At 34.0% G+C, this 17,340-nt stretch carries 17 protein-coding genes; 11 read left to right on the top strand and 6 right to left on the bottom strand.

The features are described from left to right. Window positions 1-4: 4 nt before the first annotated feature. Window positions 5-793, bottom strand: a complete 789-nt coding sequence (locus ACSG5Z_RS19970) for a DUF8832 domain-containing protein (protein ID WP_435712015.1) — start codon at window positions 791-793, stop codon at window positions 5-7. Between the two features lie 175 nt (window positions 794-968). Between ACSG5Z_RS19970 and deoD the strand changes: the two genes are divergently transcribed. The 4 genes from deoD (at window position 969) to ACSG5Z_RS19950 (ending at window position 4,596) form a co-directional block, all read left to right on the top strand. Further along, complete coding sequence (deoD, locus tag ACSG5Z_RS19965) at window positions 969-1,676, top strand: purine-nucleoside phosphorylase (RefSeq protein ID WP_000110707.1); 708 nt, start codon at window positions 969-971, stop codon at window positions 1,674-1,676. A gap of 156 nt (window positions 1,677-1,832) precedes the next feature. After that, window positions 1,833-3,644, top strand: a complete 1,812-nt coding sequence (locus ACSG5Z_RS19960; protein ID WP_435712014.1) for a sensor histidine kinase — start codon at window positions 1,833-1,835, stop codon at window positions 3,642-3,644. 107 nt (window positions 3,645-3,751) lie between these two features. After that, window positions 3,752-4,282: a tyrosine-type recombinase/integrase gene (locus ACSG5Z_RS19955; protein ID WP_000806236.1), complete on the top strand. Its 531-nt coding sequence runs from the start codon at window positions 3,752-3,754 to the stop codon at window positions 4,280-4,282. Between the two features lie 119 nt (window positions 4,283-4,401). Next, complete coding sequence (locus tag ACSG5Z_RS19950) at window positions 4,402-4,596, top strand: DUF3924 domain-containing protein (protein ID WP_001094861.1); 195 nt, start codon at window positions 4,402-4,404, stop codon at window positions 4,594-4,596. A gap of 297 nt (window positions 4,597-4,893) precedes the next feature. On the opposite strand, the gene ACSG5Z_RS19945 is transcribed toward ACSG5Z_RS19950, so the two are convergent. Then, window positions 4,894-5,739 carry a DUF72 domain-containing protein gene (locus tag ACSG5Z_RS19945; RefSeq protein ID WP_435712013.1) on the bottom strand — a complete coding sequence of 282 codons (846 nt, stop codon included), beginning with the start codon at window positions 5,737-5,739 and terminating at the stop codon, window positions 4,894-4,896. 160 nt (window positions 5,740-5,899) lie between these two features. On the opposite strand from ACSG5Z_RS19945, the gene ACSG5Z_RS19940 reads away from it, so the two are divergent. The 3 genes from ACSG5Z_RS19940 (at window position 5,900) to ACSG5Z_RS19930 (ending at window position 9,130) form a co-directional block, all read left to right on the top strand. Beyond that, window positions 5,900-7,171, top strand: coding sequence for an ATP-binding protein (locus ACSG5Z_RS19940; RefSeq protein ID WP_000937261.1), 1,272 nt, complete (start codon window positions 5,900-5,902; stop codon window positions 7,169-7,171). Between the two features lie 222 nt (window positions 7,172-7,393). Continuing rightward, entirely contained in the window at window positions 7,394-8,506 is a 1,113-nt protein-coding gene (locus ACSG5Z_RS19935) for a Gly-Xaa-Xaa repeat protein (RefSeq protein WP_435712012.1), read from the top strand. A gap of 195 nt (window positions 8,507-8,701) precedes the next feature. Beyond that, window positions 8,702-9,130 carry a hypothetical protein gene (locus ACSG5Z_RS19930; RefSeq protein WP_435712011.1) on the top strand — a complete coding sequence of 143 codons (429 nt, stop codon included), beginning with the start codon at window positions 8,702-8,704 and terminating at the stop codon, window positions 9,128-9,130. Between the two features lie 126 nt (window positions 9,131-9,256). Here ACSG5Z_RS19930 and ACSG5Z_RS19925 read toward each other — a convergent pair whose 3' ends face one another. Continuing rightward, entirely contained in the window at window positions 9,257-11,299 is a 2,043-nt protein-coding gene (locus ACSG5Z_RS19925) for a transglycosylase domain-containing protein (protein ID WP_088062680.1), read from the bottom strand. Between the two features lie 312 nt (window positions 11,300-11,611). Here ACSG5Z_RS19925 and ACSG5Z_RS19920 point away from each other — a divergent pair, with 312 nt between their 5' ends. From ACSG5Z_RS19920 to ACSG5Z_RS19910, 3 genes are all read left to right on the top strand, one after another. Further along, entirely contained in the window at window positions 11,612-12,232 is a 621-nt protein-coding gene (locus tag ACSG5Z_RS19920; RefSeq protein ID WP_000231446.1) for a DUF47 domain-containing protein, read from the top strand. Window positions 12,233-12,243: 11 nt separating this feature from the next. After that, a complete protein-coding gene (locus ACSG5Z_RS19915) occupies window positions 12,244-13,242 on the top strand; it encodes an inorganic phosphate transporter (RefSeq protein WP_048544857.1) in 999 nt (332 codons plus the stop codon). Between the two features lie 117 nt (window positions 13,243-13,359). Continuing rightward, on the top strand, window positions 13,360-14,160 hold the full coding sequence (locus ACSG5Z_RS19910; RefSeq protein ID WP_000455764.1) for a sulfite exporter TauE/SafE family protein: 801 nt from the start codon (window positions 13,360-13,362) through the stop codon (window positions 14,158-14,160). Window positions 14,161-14,453: 293 nt separating this feature from the next. On the opposite strand, the gene ACSG5Z_RS19905 is transcribed toward ACSG5Z_RS19910, so the two are convergent. Beyond that, the gene (locus ACSG5Z_RS19905) at window positions 14,454-14,681 is read right to left on the bottom strand and encodes a hypothetical protein (RefSeq protein WP_000882907.1); all 228 of its coding nucleotides are present in this window, start codon (window positions 14,679-14,681) and stop codon (window positions 14,454-14,456) included. A 169-nt stretch (window positions 14,682-14,850) separates the two neighbouring features. Between ACSG5Z_RS19905 and ACSG5Z_RS19900 the strand changes: the two genes are divergently transcribed. Continuing rightward, window positions 14,851-15,363: a Crp/Fnr family transcriptional regulator gene (locus ACSG5Z_RS19900; protein ID WP_000600574.1), complete on the top strand. Its 513-nt coding sequence runs from the start codon at window positions 14,851-14,853 to the stop codon at window positions 15,361-15,363. A gap of 31 nt (window positions 15,364-15,394) precedes the next feature. On the opposite strand, the gene hmpA is transcribed toward ACSG5Z_RS19900, so the two are convergent. After that, window positions 15,395-16,603 carry an NO-inducible flavohemoprotein gene (gene hmpA, locus ACSG5Z_RS19895; RefSeq protein WP_088062679.1) on the bottom strand — a complete coding sequence of 403 codons (1,209 nt, stop codon included), beginning with the start codon at window positions 16,601-16,603 and terminating at the stop codon, window positions 15,395-15,397. Between the two features lie 159 nt (window positions 16,604-16,762). Then, window positions 16,763-17,281: a hypothetical protein gene (locus ACSG5Z_RS19890; protein ID WP_000734814.1), complete on the bottom strand. Its 519-nt coding sequence runs from the start codon at window positions 17,279-17,281 to the stop codon at window positions 16,763-16,765. Window positions 17,282-17,340 lie beyond the last annotated feature (59 nt).

The following is a 17,340-nucleotide window of genomic DNA, read 5'->3' as shown; positions in this document are numbered from 1 at the left end:
ACATTTAGCTGTTTTTTCTTTTTTGAACTTGTACAATAAATTCTTTTTCATATTTCTTACTATTTATATAGAAATCTCCCCATATTTTATACGTTCCTTCTATAGGAAATGTAATACGGTATTGTAATTGCTCATCTGTATCAACAGGTATTGCGTATAAAAAGTTTTCTCTCGTTTCGTCCACGATATAGAGCGCTTCCACTTCTCCTCTCTCTGAATGTAATTTCAATTTCTCACCCTTTTTCGCTTGGAATTGAAATGTTAACGTCGCTGGTTCATTCGGATGCAATGCACCAAATAATAGAGAAACTTCATACTCCCCTATTTTTTTTGTAAGCACACTATCAATTGGAAATTTTACTTTTTTCTTATTTTTCTCCTCTATTTCTCTCCCAAAATCATTCTTCGCAAATGATTTCACAGACTTGTTTTTGTCTTCATATAAAAATATTGTATACCTTTCATCTTTCGCTATTTTGGAAGATACCTTATATGATCCATTCCCTGCAAATGTAGGTTTCATTTGTTGTACATGTTTTAATTGTCCGTCTACAATAACTGCCCGAATTTGATCATTCACACCACGAACTTCGTTATTTTTATTATTTAGCAATTGAAACAAAATATCTACTTTCTCATTTCCTTTTCCATTTGACACATCCCATTTTACTTCCTGAACATCACCTACAGTCTCTGTAGTTTCCTGATACTTTTTTATGTAAAATCCGCCTACTACAATAAATAGCAAAGCAACAAGTCCAATGACAAGATTTTTCAAAACATCACCTACCATTTTTATTGTCTCTGTTCATACAAAACTTCTTACATATATATTCTAGATTATGATTTATGAAATCCTCCTACTTTGCACATATTACAAATAATTAAAAGATTTTAATTGAAAGGATTGATAGTGTATAATGCAAATGATATTGATTTCTATCAATACATTATAAGGAGGACTTTTCATGAGTGTACATATTGAAGCAAAACAAGGCGAAATTGCTGAATCTATTCTATTACCTGGTGATCCATTACGTGCAAAATATATTGCTGAAACATTTCTAGAGGACGTTACTTGCTATAATAACGTGCGTGGTATGTTAGGTTTCACTGGAACTTATAAAGGAAAACGCGTATCTGTTCAAGGTACAGGTATGGGTGTACCTTCTATTTCTATTTATGTAAACGAATTAATCCAAAGCTACGGAGTTAAAAATTTAATTCGCGTTGGAACTTGCGGTGCGATTCAAAAAGACGTAAAAGTACGTGACGTTATTATTGCAATGACAGCTTGTACAGATTCTAATATGAACCGTTTAACATTCCCAGGTTTTGATTTTGCACCAGCTGCAAACTTTGACCTTTTAAAGAAAGCTTACGATGCTGGAACTGAAAAAGGCTTACACGTTCGTGTTGGTAATGTTTTAACAGCAGATGTATTTTACCGCGAAAGCATGGACATGGTTAAAAAACTTGGAGATTATGGTGTACTAGCAGTAGAAATGGAAACAACTGCTCTTTATACATTAGCAGCGAAATACGGTGTAAACGCGTTATCTGTATTAACAGTAAGTGACCACATCTTCACTGGTGAAGAAACAACATCTGAAGAGCGTCAAACTACATTTAACGAAATGATTGAAATCGCTTTAGATGCAGCAATTCAACAATAATACATTAAAGAACTCGTCATACGTCTGTCGAGTTCTTTTTATGTGACTTTTTATTAAAAACTACTTTCGGAAGAGACAGATTTTCTCCTCTACTTTTTTGTAACGTTTGTTATAATAAAGAAATCATTTACAGTATTTCTCACAAGAGGTGACGCAGTGAAAAACAGAAGTATCGTCTTTAAACTATTTTTATTAACATCAACATTATTTACAATCATATTCCTCCTTTTTTTCTTAGGACAATCTCTATTTTTAGAGAAATTTTATATTAATAAAAAAGTAAAAACAGTTGAAACTGCTTTTGAGAAGTTTTTAGATGCTTACGAAAAAAGTGGGAAAAGTTATGAAGAAATTCGAAAACTAAAACAAGAATTTCATGATAAAACAAATGCTGATATGCAACTTTTAAATCCTGAGGGCATTATTAAAAGTGACAACAATTACTATATTGATGTAATTAACCCTAAAAATAATGAAACATATTCCATTCCGCTCAATAATCTTTTAACGCCCGAAGAATATAAGAAATTCGAAAACTTAGGATTGAAAAAAGATGGCATGATAAACGTCGTCGGTTTGCTACGAGACAAAACAATAACACCACTAGAATTGACAACAAATTATAATCGATGGCAAAACGAACGTTTCAATTCAGATTTTTCATCTATTAATGGCAACTCTTCTAAAAATAGACTTACAAGCCGTTACAAAGCTGTGACTCAAATTGAGTTTACTGGTATTGTATCTAAGTTACAGCTTCCATCGAAAGCCGAGGTTCGTCTTGCAAATGATATTGAAACATTACAAGCCGTTCAATACTTTGCAGAAATTATTAGAGATGGCACTTCTAACCCGCAGCAATTAAACCATTTTCTACTAGATAGCGGAGAGAATATAAAGAATAGTATCTTTGTAAAACCTATTATGGAGGATGGACAGATTACAGAATATGCATTTGCGATAGCATCTTTGCAACCTGTTAATGAAGCGATGCTCGTTTTAAAGGACTATTATGTCTATGCCTTAATCATCGTATTTCTCGTCATTATTTTATTATCCTTCTACTACTCAAAAATCATTGTGAAACCATTAATTAAAATGAATCGCGTTACAAAGAAAATGGCCAATTTTGATTTTAGTGAAAAATTACCCGTGACAGCAGACGATGAAATTGGCGGGCTTTCCGGTAGTATTAATACGTTATCTGTAAACTTAAAAGACCGAATCGATCGATTAAATGTTGCCAATACAAAATTACAACAAGATATTGAACGTGAACGTCAATTAGAGAAAACGCGAAAAGAATTCATTTCTGGTGTATCACACGAATTAAAAACTCCACTTAGTGTAATTAGAAGTTTCGCAGAAGGAATTAAAGATGGCGTTAGTAAAGATACGACGTATTACACAGATGTTATTTTAGAAGAAACAGAAAACATGAACAGACTTATTGTTGAAATGTTAGAATTAGCAAAACTAGAATCTGGTACGTACAAACTAGATATGACGACATTCTCAATCGGTGAATTAATTCAACAAGTCTATACAAAGTTACTATTTAGCATGGAAGAAAAGCATTTACAAGTGAACATAGATGTAGACTCTTCTATATTCGTTAACGCGAATCGTAGCCGTATTGAGCAAGTCGTTGTGAACTTACTTAGCAATGCAATTCGCTATACGCCAGATGGAGAAAAAATACAAGTCTCCGTTATAGCAATGGAAGATACAGTAAAAGTCGAAATCGAAAACACAGGAAACCCTATCCCAGAAGAAAGTCTTGAAAAAATTTGGGATCGTTTCTACCGTTTAGATGCATCCCGTAGCCGTCATACTGGAGGTACCGGTCTCGGTTTATCTATTGTAAAAAACATTTTAGATCTCCATCATGCCGAGTACGGTGTATATAATACGACTAATAGTGTTATATTCTACTTTAATTTACAAAAAGTAAAAGAAGTCAAATAATTTGTCTTAATTTCACTAGGAGTTCACATGAAATTCACACTCTCCCTTTATAGTTAGAAACAAGTTAATCCTTTCCTTTACACACATAAAAGAGGAGAGTGCGTGAAATGAAACAAGCAGGACAACCTATTCAAAATGAAAAACAATTAGAAACTATCAAAAATATACTTTTACAATCTTCGAAACGTGATGGCTTATTATTCGTATTAGCTGTAAATTCTGGCTTAAAAGTAAGTGAAATCTTACAATTAAAAGTTAGTGATGTAATCGATGAAAATGAAAATGTTCGCCATTCCATTTTATTTTACAATGAAAAGGTAAAGAAACATAAATGGTTTGCTGTAAATGAAGACTTGCAGCACGCGATCGAAGACTACATGAAAGAACGTAAAACTTGGAAACGTAATGAACCATTATTAAAGTCTCAAAAAGGAACAAAATCTATTACGAGACAACATGCATGGTACATTTTAAACAAAGCTGCAAAAGAAGTTGGATTAGAAGGGATTAGCTCACATACACTTCGAAAAACTTGGGGATATTGTGCATACAAATCAGGTGTTGATATCGCATTTTTACAACACTTCTTTGATCATAGTACTCCATCAAAAACTTTAAAGTATATCGGTATTGCTTAATAACTCTTATACATAAAAAAGGTTACCATTTATAAATGGTAACCTTTTTTATGTTTCACATTCTCTTTTCTTGTCTCTCCTATATTGTAGTGGTACTCTAATAGTAAGGGGGAGAAATTATGAACACATTAACAATTGAATTACCGAAAGAAACGGCTGAAAAACTTGATTTATTAAAACAAGCTTATGAAAAGAAAACAGGTGCTTCCATTTCTGAAAGTACTCTTGTTCAAACACTTATCTCAAAAGAGTTTATCCAAGCGATAACTCCTTTTGATTTACAACAATTCGTCACTGGAAAAGAACAGCATTAATTGCTGTTCTTTTTTTTGATACTTTATTAGGAGTTTACTAGCATTCTGCCCCGAAAAACTTCTTTGCTTCAGCCAAACCTCTTATCAGGAACCTTTCTACCCGTTAATGTCTCATAAAAAGTTTTTTATTTATTTTTCGGAAAACTATTGACAATGATAATGATAACCATTATCATTTATTACGAAGCCAACAATTGATGAATCAACCAAACGCTCAGTAACATTGTTACCCCTCTTTTTCATATAGAAAGGCACTGTACATTCCCCCTGTTTGTACAGTGCCTTTCTTGTTTATTATCATTCAAACAAATTTAATTGCTCGGGCTTCGGCTCACCATATGTAATGTCCATCATTTTCATAAGCTGTTTCGCATTATCCGCTGCATCTCCGCCCGAATTATTGTTAAATAGTACATATATGTCCTTTGTCCTCTTTTTTAATTGCTCTAATCTTTCTACCCATTCTTCCAATTCTTTATTGTTGTAACGATATAAGCAACGAACCGCTCTCCAATTTTCCCCTTTATCAAGCCACCCATGAACATTCCTACCGTGAAAACGTATAAGTGCCATGTCTGAATTCGTAGCCTCTAACACGAGGGGTACCGAACCTATTCCAGCCTGTGGTTCATCACAAATTGTATGAATCCATTTCCCATGTTTTAGAAACTGTATCGTCTTATCTTTCATTTCGGGATAAAACCATGTTTGATTTCGAAATTCTATGGCACACGGTAAACCTTCCATTTTTTCTTTCGTATATCGAAGAAAATCCACATTCTTCTTTTTACAATCAAACCATGGTGGATATTGAAATAAAATCATTTTTAATTTATCAGCTTCTATTAAAGGCAGAATAGATTGTTTGTACACATCAAACATTTCGTCAAACGTAGAAAAAGGAATTTCACCTTTCATATGTCCCGTCATCCCTTGATATGCTTTTACGACAAAAGAAAAATCTTTCGGTGTTTCCATTGCCCATTTTGTATAGTTTCGTGCAGGTTGCATCGCATAAAATGAACTATCTACTTCCACAATAGGAAAATGCTCACTATATGTTCGTAATTTATTTCTATTTTCATAGGGATCTATATATAAAGAATCATGATCTCCCCACCCTGTCACTCCAATGAAAAGCAAATATATCCCTCCCTTTTTAACTTCACCTTCTATTCATTCTACTCACTTCCCGAACACTTCAGCTAATCAATTTTATTAAGTAGCCCCTTCTTTAAGAGTATCCGTATAAAAATATGATATACTAGATGGAAGAATTTTTAAATTGAGGGGTTATTTATTTATGCTTCCAAACGATGATATTGTATCTCATGAAAAACGAATAGAAGAATTAGAAAATAAAGTACGTTTTTATGAAGAACTTGTGAATCAATTACCACATCATTTCACATACAAAAATCCACATATTGGTTTACAAATAAAGAAAACGAGAACGACTCATTCCATTCAAAACATAAAAAAAGAGAATAAAGAGGCTGATTTTCAACTTACTTGCGATTCATTATTTTTATTTGAGCAACTTGAAACATACTTCATTCATATTTTTGATGCTTTTTCACATCATGTAACCTTTGTTGATGCTAAAGGAAATATCACTTTATGTAACCAAGCTGCAGCAGATGATTTTGGTGTAGTACGAAATGATATAATCGGAAAGCCAATTCAACAATTACTACAATTGCCAGAAGAAAAAATTAAAGCTCTTGAAACATTAAGAACGGGAACAGAAATATATAATGAAGAAGTTTTAGACAAAAACTATGGCATTTTAAATAACCGAATTATTCGTGATTATAACGGAGAGATTTTTAGAGTTATTAGTGTCTTTCATTATTTAAACACAGAACGTGATGCAGAGAAATTTTCTTTAGCAGGGCGAATTGCAGCTGGGATTGCACATGAAGTACGTAATCCTCTTACAACCGTACGAGGTTATTTACAATTTTTACAAGAAACTGTTTCTCCATCTAATAAAGAATTATTTGAAAACTTACTTATTCCTGAATTAGACCGCGCAAATAGTATTATTACAAAATTTTTAGCTATTTCAAAAACACGCGAATTTACAAGAGAACCGTTTCCTATTAATACATTTTTACGTGAGTATATTCAACAGTTACTAGCTAGTGAAGTCTTTTTACATAATATTTCAATTGATTATAATTTTTCTACCGAATTAGATGATGTATTAGTCCATATTGATCGTCATGAACTTGTGCAAGTTTTTTTAAACCTATTTCAGAATGCTGTCGATGCTCAAGGTGAAAAAAAACTTTCTATCCAAATTACTAGTTATCGCCTAGATAATTTTGTTCGTATTACTTTCACTGATAATGGAATTGGTATTCCAACAGCCATTCAAGAGTATATCTTTGATCCATTCTTCTCAACAAAAGATTCGGGCACAGGACTGGGCTTGTCAGTAACGAAGAAAATTATTCAAAATCATAACGGTACATTAAAAATGACCAGTAATCAAGATGGTACAACTTTCACTATTTCAATTCCAATTTTACCTAAAACAACCCTTGAAAGATTAAATGACTACAAATGAGGTACTCTTCCACAAACTGCATGCCAATTGTTAGATACTCCTAACAATTGGCATGCAGTTTTTTATGTTGAACTTTTCGTCTTTACATTATATAAACCTTCTCTTTATCTTACTTATTTTTGCTAAGAGGGCCAATTTCTTATTTTTTTTAGAAATGGTAGTTTGTCCATCACGAATTTAGTATAAATTTCATTTTAATATATAGTAACGACTATTGATTCTATGAAAGAAAGGAATGAAAAGGTGAACAATAAAAATAAAGGAAAAGTATTTTATGGTAATGATTGTTGCGAAGTCAGAGCTTGTAGTTATATTAACATCTCTAAGTCCGAACTTACAGAATTCGTTAGACTTCTTCAAGCTCTTGGCCAAGCTATTCAAGCTGTCTTTCAAAACCCTTCTCAAAATAATATCGATAACTTGATTGCTGCCCTAAATAACCTACAAAAATTCCTCAATTGCTTAGATTTATCTCCAGCACAAAAACAAATTGGAAATTCTATTATCGCTAATCTATTAACTATTTTAAAAACAAAACCTTTCTCATGCGGAGCATTGTACGTTGAGCTACAAAGCTTGCTTAATTATTTATTGTATATCGCTAAGTTATTCAAAGTAGATTGCTGCACTATCGACAAACTAGTTAAACTCATAACAGAGATCCAAACTATCCTAGTTCAATACGGGTCAGGTTGCCTTGGAGGAGGAGCAACAGAAGCTACTGGGGCTACTGGACCTCAAGGGGCTACTGGACCTCAAGGACCAGCTGGCGCAACAGGTGCTACTGGCGCTCAAGGACCGGCTGGCGCAACAGGTGCTACTGGCGCTCAAGGACCAGCTGGCGCAACAGGTGCTACTGGCGCTCAAGGACCGGCTGGCGCAACAGGTGCTACTGGCGCTCAAGGACCAGCTGGCGCAACAGGAGCAGCGGGTACTCCAATTCCTGTAACTATCGCAGCTATCGGAAACTCAAATCCACAAACTATATCCCCTGGAACAAACATCCAATTCAATCAAGTTTTTGAATTAACTAATATCTCTTTCAACGATACTTCAGATACTTTAACAATTTTAGAAACAGGCGTATATGATATTAGTTTCTCAGCGCCTACAACTTTCCCAGGATCTTCACCATTCGGATTCGGTATTTCATTCAATGGCCAACCACCTAATCGTAACTTCTCGACTAACGTTATCGGTAGTGCTGTTTCTTTCTCTACAATCGTTACTTTACAAGCTGGTACAACGATCGCTGTACAGCCTACAGCAAACACTATTTCTATTCCTAACACAGGCGATACAACTGCAACACTATCCGTATTCCGAATTTACTAATTTTCAATCAATAAGTATATTTATAATAATATGTATCGTTTAACCGTGCATTAAATCTCTCTTTATATAGAAAGGAGCACTTATTTGGGAGGATAAGTGCTCCTTCTTTACGTTTCTTTACCTCAAATTTACTCTGTCTTAATCCTCATTTTGTATGATAAATAGTGAAGTCAAAGATATGAAAGAGGGATGAAAATGAGAGTTATGACACTAATACGCATTTGGGTTGCTCTTATGGTATGCATTATTTTATGTGTAGGATTTTTTTTAACTCTAAAATATTCCACTATATCAAAAGCAGAGAGAAAAACTGTTCCATACAAACTTTTGTATGCAAAACAAAGCAACATCCCTTATTCCAATGCCTCAAATAATGAAAAAAAAGTTATAAAAGGAATGCTTATTACGAAAGCTGCTAGTTCCGAAGCGTTACTTCAAATTGCTGAAACGATTAAAGTTCAGTATACAAATAAAGAAATTGATGAAATCACGCTTTCTATCCATAATGAAAATAATGGTAATTACGAAGAAGAATTACCTTACGAACCTATTAGTAAAGGAAAAATAATCATCACATACGATTCTCAATCCTTTGGCAGTACAAATGTTACACTTAACGAGTAATACTATTTATCCCAATTAATATGGGCTAACAACTCGTAGGGATAGATACAGCTCCTCCCACCGATTAAAAGTTCACTTAATTTCTCATACGAAAAAGAGGCGAATTTCGTTATTCGCCTCTTTCTTTTACCAAAGTGAAGGAATCCATTCTTTCACTTTGTCGAGCCACTCTTGTTGCTCTTTTTTTCTTTGCTGTTCCTCTTCTTTCCTTCTCTTCTCTTCTTCTTTTCTTCGTTTTTCCTCTTCTATTGTATTCAATTGTTTTTTATAATCAGCCTCAGATATGAGCGATAACTGGAATGCTTTTTGAGCTGGATTGGCATTCGCTTTTTTCATAATATCCCGGAACATTGTCGTCGTAATTTGACTCCCCCCTGGAACATAATGATCGCTATCTGTTTTATCAAATCCTACCCAAATCGCACCTACTAAATCTGGTGTGTATCCAACAAACCATGAATCCTTTGCACCGGTGCTTGGTCCATTTACAATTTGAGTAGTTCCTGTCTTACCGGCCGTATCAACATTATTAACTTTCGCCTTTTCGCCCGTTCCCTTTTCGACAACACCTTTTAATAAATATGTCATCTTTTGAGCAATTTTCTCGCTCGTCACTCGTGTCTCTTTCTTATACCACTTTCCAATTGTTTCACCTTCAGCATTTTGTATCTCTCTAATCGCATGAGCTTCCACTTGGACACCGTCATTTGCAAATGTACTGTATGCTTGAGCCATTACAAATGGAGAGGTCCCAACATGCATCCCGCCTAAAGCAATTGGATACGTACGATCTTCTGGCACTAATGGAATACCAAATCGCTCTAAAGATTTCAATCCTTTATCCAATCCAATTTGTTCCAATAGCCAAACAGCCGAAACATTGTACGACTTTGCCACGGCTTCATACATTGTCACATCACCGTGAAAAGTGTGATCACTATTTTGCGGTTTATATTCTTTAATATTAAATGGTTCATCTTTTAATATATCGTATACTTCATACCCTTGCTCTAAAGCTGGTACATATACAGCCAAAGGCTTTAACGTTGAGCCAGGTTGTCTTTTTAATTGGGTTGCATGGTTAAACTGTAAAAACTGATACGGTCCTCTACCTCCAACTAAAGCTGGTACACCACCTGTTTTTGGATTCATAAGAACTACACCCGTTTGCATAAGCTGGTCTGAGCCATTATCTTTGAAATAACTCTCATTATTCACAACGTCTTCTACAGCCTGTTGTTTTTTCGGATCAAGCTCTGTGTAAATACGATAACCACCTGCTAAAATTTCATTTTGTGTTAATTCGTACTTGTCCATAGCTTCCCTAACAATATAATCTACATATTGAGAGTATTTCCCCTTGTATTTATCATCCACACCACGTTTTAACACAAGACCGCTCTCTTTTTCTTTATTATACTGTTCGTCAGAAATATATCCTTGCTCTTTCATTAAACTTAATACAACATTACGTCGTTCGATTGACTTATTAAAGTTTTTATATGGTGAATATGCAGACGGTGCTTTAATCAAGCCAGCAATCGTTGCAGCCTCTGAAACCGTTAAATCTTTTACATCTTTATCAAAATAAGATTTAGCTGCCCTTTTTATACCCCAAGCACCTTCGCCAAAATAAATTTGGTTCATATACATTTCAATAATTTCATCTTTCGTATACGTACGCTCTATTTTTTTTGTCAAAAAATATTCCTTTATTTTTCGAGAGTATGTGCGGTCTTGTGTCAGAAATACATTTTTCGCAAGTTGTTGTGTAATTGTACTTCCCCCTGCTACAACTTCTCCTGCTGTAATATTTTTAAAAACTGCACTTATAATACCACTATAGTAAATACCGTGATGGTTAAAAAACTCCTTATCTTCTACTGCAACAATTGCCTGAACCATAATGTCAGGAATATCTTTCCTTTTAACACCTTCTGTTTTAGAAGAAGCTAATTTAGTCGCAACTTCATTATTTGCATCATAAATTAAGGTCGGTTGCGGAACAGCTTGTTTTAATTCAGATATGTCTTGAATGGAAATTATTATATTTATAGCAACAAATAGAGTAGCGAGTAAACTCCCTAATACAATTAATGAATTACGAAGTTTCTTCCTCTTGTTGAACCACTCCTGCATTTTTTTTAAGTGAGTGTTCTTCAATTTCATTCGTTCACTTCCTTCGTTTGTTTACACTCTTCTTTTTAAAAGGAAGAATATACCTCCTTTTAAATTTATTATAATAACGTAGTCGTTCCTATAGTGTAAAGCTTTTCTTTCACATTCATACTTTTTGCAAGAAAAGGACATTCTACAAGTAAGATATTCACTATTGATTATTAATATTATTAATACAACAATGAGAGTTATGTTAAGTTTTTGTAAACTTTTCGATAAAATGTTTTAAAAAACGACAGTTTTTTGTTAGAATTGATTAGCCAATATATTTTACATATATTACTTTTGTGGGGGTAACTAATAATGGTATTTAAATCAAAAAAAGATAAATTTTCTGAAATGTTAATGAATGTTTCAGAAAATTTAAAAGAAGGCGCGCAGTTTTTCGTGGAGTATAAAATTAAAAATGCTAGCGATTTAAAAGAGTTTTCTATGCGCATGAAAGAGTATGAGTCAAAAGGTGACTCATTTATTCACGAAATCATTATGGAGCTAAACAAAGCGTTTATTACTCCAATTGAACGTGAGGACATCCTACAACTTGCAATGAGTATGGATGATGTATTAGACGGATTAGATCATAGTGCTGGTCTATTCGAAATGTATTCTATTACAGAAGCTGATGAATACATGATTAAATTCGTTGAAGCAATTAATCAATGTGCGATTGAGATTGCAAATTCTGTTGAACTACTGTCTAAAAAGAAGTTAGTCGACATTCGTACGAACGCGATTAAGATTAAGGATTACGAATCACAATGTGATGATATTCGCCGTCATGCAATTAAGCACTTATTCTCTCGTGAGAAAGATCCGATTAAGATTATTCAATACAAAGAGATTTACGAAGAGCTTGAAGAAGTAGCGGATAGCTGCCAAAGCGTTGCAAACGTATTAGAAACAATTATTATGAAGAACGCGTAAGGAGTTTGATCATGGATACACTCTTGATACTGACCGTTTTAGTAGTCATTTGCGCTTTAGCTTTTGACTTTATCAATGGATTTCACGATACAGCAAACGCTATTGCAACGGCTGTTTCAACGAAAGCTCTAAAGCCTAGACATGCAATTATTATGGCAGCTATTATGAACTTTTTAGGTGCGATGACATTTACAGGTGTAGCAAAAACGATTACAAAAGATATCGTTGATCCATTTGCCTTGCAAAATGGTTCTCTTGTAATTTTAGCTGCTTTGCTTGCGGCAATAGCTTGGAATTTAATTACTTGGTACTACGGTATTCCAAGTAGTTCTTCGCATGCAATTATCGGCTCAATCGCAGGTGCAGCTATCGCTGCTGCCGGTATTAGCTCATTAAATCTTAAAGGGTTCATAAAAATTCTTGAAGCTTTAATCATTTCACCGATTATCGCTTTTGTTATTGGTTATATCGTATACAGTATTTTTAAAGTGGTCTTTAAAAACTTTAATTTAACGAAAACGAACAAAAACTTCCGTTTATTCCAGATTTTCACTGCAGCATTACAAGCTTATACACATGGTACGAATGATGCACAAAAAGCAATGGGAATCATTACGATGGCTCTTATGGCCAATAACTATCATACTTCTGACGACATCCCGTTCTGGGTACAATTATGTTGTGCAATCGCAATGGGTCTTGGTACTTCTGTTGGTGGATGGAAAATTATTAAAACTGTCGGTGGACAAATTATGAAAATTCGTCCTGTAAATGGTGTAGCTGCTGATTTATCATCATCACTTGTTATTTTCGGTGCAACATTCATTCACTTACCGGTTAGTACAACGCACGTTATCTCTTCTTCTATTTTAGGGGTTGGTGCTTCACATCGTGTGAAAGGTGTAAAATGGGGAACTGCAAAACGTATGTTAATTACATGGGTTATTACACTTCCTATTTCAGCTTCGTTAGCTGCATTATTTTACGCTTTATTACACTTAATCTTTTAATTAAAAGTCGTCTTCCTTATTTTTCTAGGAAGACGACTTTTTTGTGAACAAACCTTTTTCTTATTAAAAAGCGTGTATAATAATTGGTGGATAAGTTATATAGAGGAGTTGGAAATTTTGGAATACATCATGTTACTTTTCATCGGGTTAATCGCCGGGACAGTCGGGAGTCTAGTCGGGCTTGGTGGCGGAATTATTATTGTTCCGTTATTAATCGGATTACACAGTCTATCACCACAACTTGCAGTAGGAACTTCAATGGTAACAGTCGTTTTTACAGGACTATCTTCCACCCTTACTTATATGAAGCATAAACGAGTAGATTACAAAAGTGGACTTATTTTATTTATCGGGAGTGGCCCTGGTGGTATCATCGGCTCGTGGGCAAACAAATTTTTAAACCAAGATACATTTTCTTTATATTTTGGGATTTTCCTTATTTTTGTCTCCATCCTTCTTATGTTACGAGACAAATTAAACCCCCTTTCTTTATCAAATATGACGGTAATTAAGCGTTCTTTTACAGATAACGAAGGAAACACTGTACACTATCAATTTCCACCGCTTCTCGCTATCTTTATCGCCTTTATAGTTGGTTTTATATCTGGATTATTTGGAATTGGCGGCGGTGCCTTACTTGTTCCAGCAATGATGCTACTTTTTGCATTCCCAGCACATATTGCTGTAGCAACTTCGATGTTTATCGTTTTTTTATCAGCAATTGTAAGTTCTGCAACTCACATCTCCCTTGGAAATGTCAGCTGGGTTTACGCATTAATTCTTATTCCTGGTGCATGGATTGGCGGGAAAATCGGGGCTTATATTAATACAAAATTAAGTGGTAATGCCGTAATTAATTTATTACGTATCACATTAATCATTCTTGGAACTAGATTAATCATTACTTCTTTTTTATAACGCGTTCTTTTTAGAATGCGTTTTTCTTATACACATGAATATAAAAATCCTCCTAAGAGAACAAATAAAATTAAACAAACACATAATAACATATAATTGGAAATATGTACTTTCTTCACGTTGACCACTCCTATAACTGCGACTGTTATCTTTATGATAGCGAAAAAATAATTCACTTGCAGTTACAAAGTGCTAACAATGCAAAATCATTTATTACAAATTTTATCCTTATATTTCATTTCTTTGTATATTCTATCGTTTTAATAAAAAAAGATGTCATATTGACATCTTTTTTAGTGAAGAAGTGACCATCCCATAAAATCCTCATGTACTTGGCACGCCCTCTTATCGTTTCGATCATATAATTCAGCATAACTATCTGTTTCTTCATCATAAGCCATCGTATAAATAATTTGGCCGTCTACTTCAACGGATAACACGACTCCACCTTTCATCTCTTCTACATGAATGATAGCATTCGCCGGAATTCTCATATCCGTCATTTTTATCGCATCTAACAATATACTAAACCCCCTACAGCGTATTCATTGCTAGTACTATTACACACTAAATAGTATACTACTGTAATAGCATATATTTCGTCAATGAAATTGCTATTTAAAAGCATATTGTCTTTATACATATACGCTAAAATAGAAGAAATAGAAATGTTTAAATGGGGGGCTAACATTGATTCTACACAAAGGAGATGTACTATTCCGTCAAGGCGAGGACGGTCCTTTATATTTTATAAAAACAGGTTTATTAAAAGTAGTACGGATAGAAGAAGATGGAACACCATTTCTATTCAACATTATCGTTCCAGGTGAAACGATACCTCACCATTCTTTAATTTCACCGAAGGAATATCACGGTACAGCAATCGCTTTAATGAAAACAGAAGTTGAACCTATAATTAGTAATGAATGGTACGATCAACTTCAGGCAAATCCTGCATCATATGCAAATATTGCTATGCAACTACAATCAAAATTAAGAATGATGCAACAGCGTATCGATCAATTGACAACCGTCTCTCCGAAAGAACGTCTACATCGTTTACAAGAATGGTTCACACTATATTTAGGTGACATTCCTATATATGAAATATTGACACAAACTGAAATCGGTCAACTCATAGGTATACGCCGTGAAACGGTAAATCGGCTGTTACGAGAACAAATAAAAAACGAGGTAAAATAATACCTCGTTTTTTACTTATTTCAAACTTCATCTATTGTAAGCTTGCTGCTGGACCGAAAAATTCATAATGAATATGCTCTTGTTCCACACCTAAATTAGTTAGTGCAGCATTTATATGCTTCATAAATGGTACGGGACCACAGAAATAAAATTCTGCTTCAGTTGTCGGAATAATAGTTTGTAACCATTCAGCTTCAATGAAACCTTCTTTATCAAAGTTCTTCATTTCCATATCTTTTTCAGTTGGTGCAGAATAGCAAGTGTATGCTTTAACTTGTTCGTATTCATTATCTACTGTCTCAACGTGTTCTTTCATTGCATGTGTATTACTATTTATCGCTGCATGAACAAAACATACATTACGTTTTGAGTTTTGTTCAATTAACGTATTTAGCATACTCATCATTGGTGTAATACCTACTCCACCACTAATTAGCACAACTGGTAATGTTGAATCCATATTTAATACGAAATCTCCTGCTGGTGCACTTACTGGTAACATATCCCCTTCTTCTACATGATCGTGTAAGTAGTTAGATACTTTACCGTCCGGTGTATCTACACCTTTTTCTTTCTTTACACTAATACGATAATATTCTTTTCCAGGAGCATCTGATAAACTATATTGACGATTATGTGTATACGTTTCACCTTCTATATTTATTTGAATCGTTACATATTGTCCTGGGATGAATGAAGAAACTTGTCCACCATCTTCAGGTTTTAAATAAAATGATGTAATAACGTCGCTTTCCTTCACTTTTTTAACAACCACAAAGTTACGGAAATCTTTCCATCCACCTTCTTTATGTGCCGCTTCTTCATACATCTCTGCTTCAATGCTAATGAATGCATCAGCAATGACACCATAAGCTTCTCCCCATGCATTTAAAACTTCATCAGGTGCACCTGCGACCTCTTTAATTGCACGTAGTAAACATGTACCTACAATCGGGTAATGCTCTGCTTTAATACCTAAACTTCTATGCTTATGACCAATTTGTTTTACAACTGGAATAATAGCTTCTAAATTATCAATATACGTTGCAGCTGCATAAACAGCATTCGCTAGCGCTTGTTGTTGTCTTCCCTTTTTCTGATTTGTATGGTTGAAAATATTCAATAACTCCGGATGTTCCGAAAATAAAATTTGATAAAATCTCGTTGTAATTTCAACGCCTTTTTCTTGTAATAATGGTACTGTTGACTTTACGATTTCAATTGTTTTTGCACTTAACATTGTATCCCACTCCTCTATTTCCTTAACTGTTTTTAGTTTAACTGAATTGTATAGTACATATTGTGATTTTAATCACTATTAACACGGTGTTTTTGTGAATAATATATGAACATTGCACTTACAAAAGAAAATAAGCCAACTAGAATTCTAGCTAGCTTATTATTTGGACTGTATAGCTTGTTCAATTACCCTTATATCTTTTCCATCTCCAAACTCTGTATACCCCCAGATGTTCGTTTCACCTCTATATTTATTTACAATAATATCTAAGTCATGGTATACACGATGTGCATAAACTACATACTCAATATTTTGAAGTTCCACACCTTTTTTTACAATTTCATAGCTTCTATTTACATCACGTTTTATTTTTTCATTCTTTATTTCTGTATGTATATTTTTTAAAGACGATTCTTGTTGTTGAAACCATTGTTTAAATTGGTTCCAGTCCCCTTCTGTATAATTCTCTGCTTTACCGTAATTTAAGAAATTATTATAACTTTCATGCGTCATACGAATAAAATCTAGCACTTTTGTCTCCTCTTGCACATCTTCTATTTGAGCTATTGTACTTACCTCAGCAGGCTTATTCGCATAATGTAATAGCAATTTCATAAGACTATAGCTCGCAATGATCATTACGATAATAATCCCGAATACAATTAACAATTTCTTCATATACAGAACTCCTTCTCTACTAAAGATATTACAAAGTATGACTATACTTGTAACATTCT

Source organism: Bacillus pretiosus (assembly GCF_051294775.1).
In the GTDB taxonomy this organism is placed as follows: Bacteria; Bacillota; Bacilli; order Bacillales; family Bacillaceae_G; genus Bacillus_A; species Bacillus_A wiedmannii.
This window is presented reverse-complemented; position numbering and strand designations above follow the sequence as displayed.

What these genes read in the sequence shown, in the direction of transcription:
- hmpA (WP_088062679.1), bottom strand. Translation starts at nt 16,603, where the DNA reads ATGTTAAGTGCAAAAACAATTGAAATCGTAAAGTCAACAGTACCATTA.
- ACSG5Z_RS19890 (WP_000734814.1), bottom strand. Translation starts at nt 17,281, where the DNA reads ATGAAGAAATTGTTAATTGTATTCGGGATTATTATCGTAATGATCATT.
- ACSG5Z_RS19970 (WP_435712015.1), bottom strand. Translation starts at nt 793, where the DNA reads ATGGTAGGTGATGTTTTGAAAAATCTTGTCATTGGACTTGTTGCTTTG.
- ACSG5Z_RS19955 (WP_000806236.1), top strand. Translation starts at nt 3,752, where the DNA reads ATGAAACAAGCAGGACAACCTATTCAAAATGAAAAACAATTAGAAACT.
- ACSG5Z_RS19940 (WP_000937261.1), top strand. Translation starts at nt 5,900, where the DNA reads ATGCTTCCAAACGATGATATTGTATCTCATGAAAAACGAATAGAAGAA.
- ACSG5Z_RS19920 (WP_000231446.1), top strand. Translation starts at nt 11,612, where the DNA reads ATGGTATTTAAATCAAAAAAAGATAAATTTTCTGAAATGTTAATGAAT.
- ACSG5Z_RS19930 (WP_435712011.1), top strand. Translation starts at nt 8,702, where the DNA reads ATGAGAGTTATGACACTAATACGCATTTGGGTTGCTCTTATGGTATGC.
- ACSG5Z_RS19950 (WP_001094861.1), top strand. Translation starts at nt 4,402, where the DNA reads ATGAACACATTAACAATTGAATTACCGAAAGAAACGGCTGAAAAACTT.
- ACSG5Z_RS19915 (WP_048544857.1), top strand. Translation starts at nt 12,244, where the DNA reads ATGGATACACTCTTGATACTGACCGTTTTAGTAGTCATTTGCGCTTTA.
- deoD (WP_000110707.1), top strand. Translation starts at nt 969, where the DNA reads ATGAGTGTACATATTGAAGCAAAACAAGGCGAAATTGCTGAATCTATT.
- ACSG5Z_RS19925 (WP_088062680.1), bottom strand. Translation starts at nt 11,299, where the DNA reads ATGAAATTGAAGAACACTCACTTAAAAAAAATGCAGGAGTGGTTCAAC.
- ACSG5Z_RS19935 (WP_435712012.1), top strand. Translation starts at nt 7,394, where the DNA reads ATGAAAGAAAGGAATGAAAAGGTGAACAATAAAAATAAAGGAAAAGTA.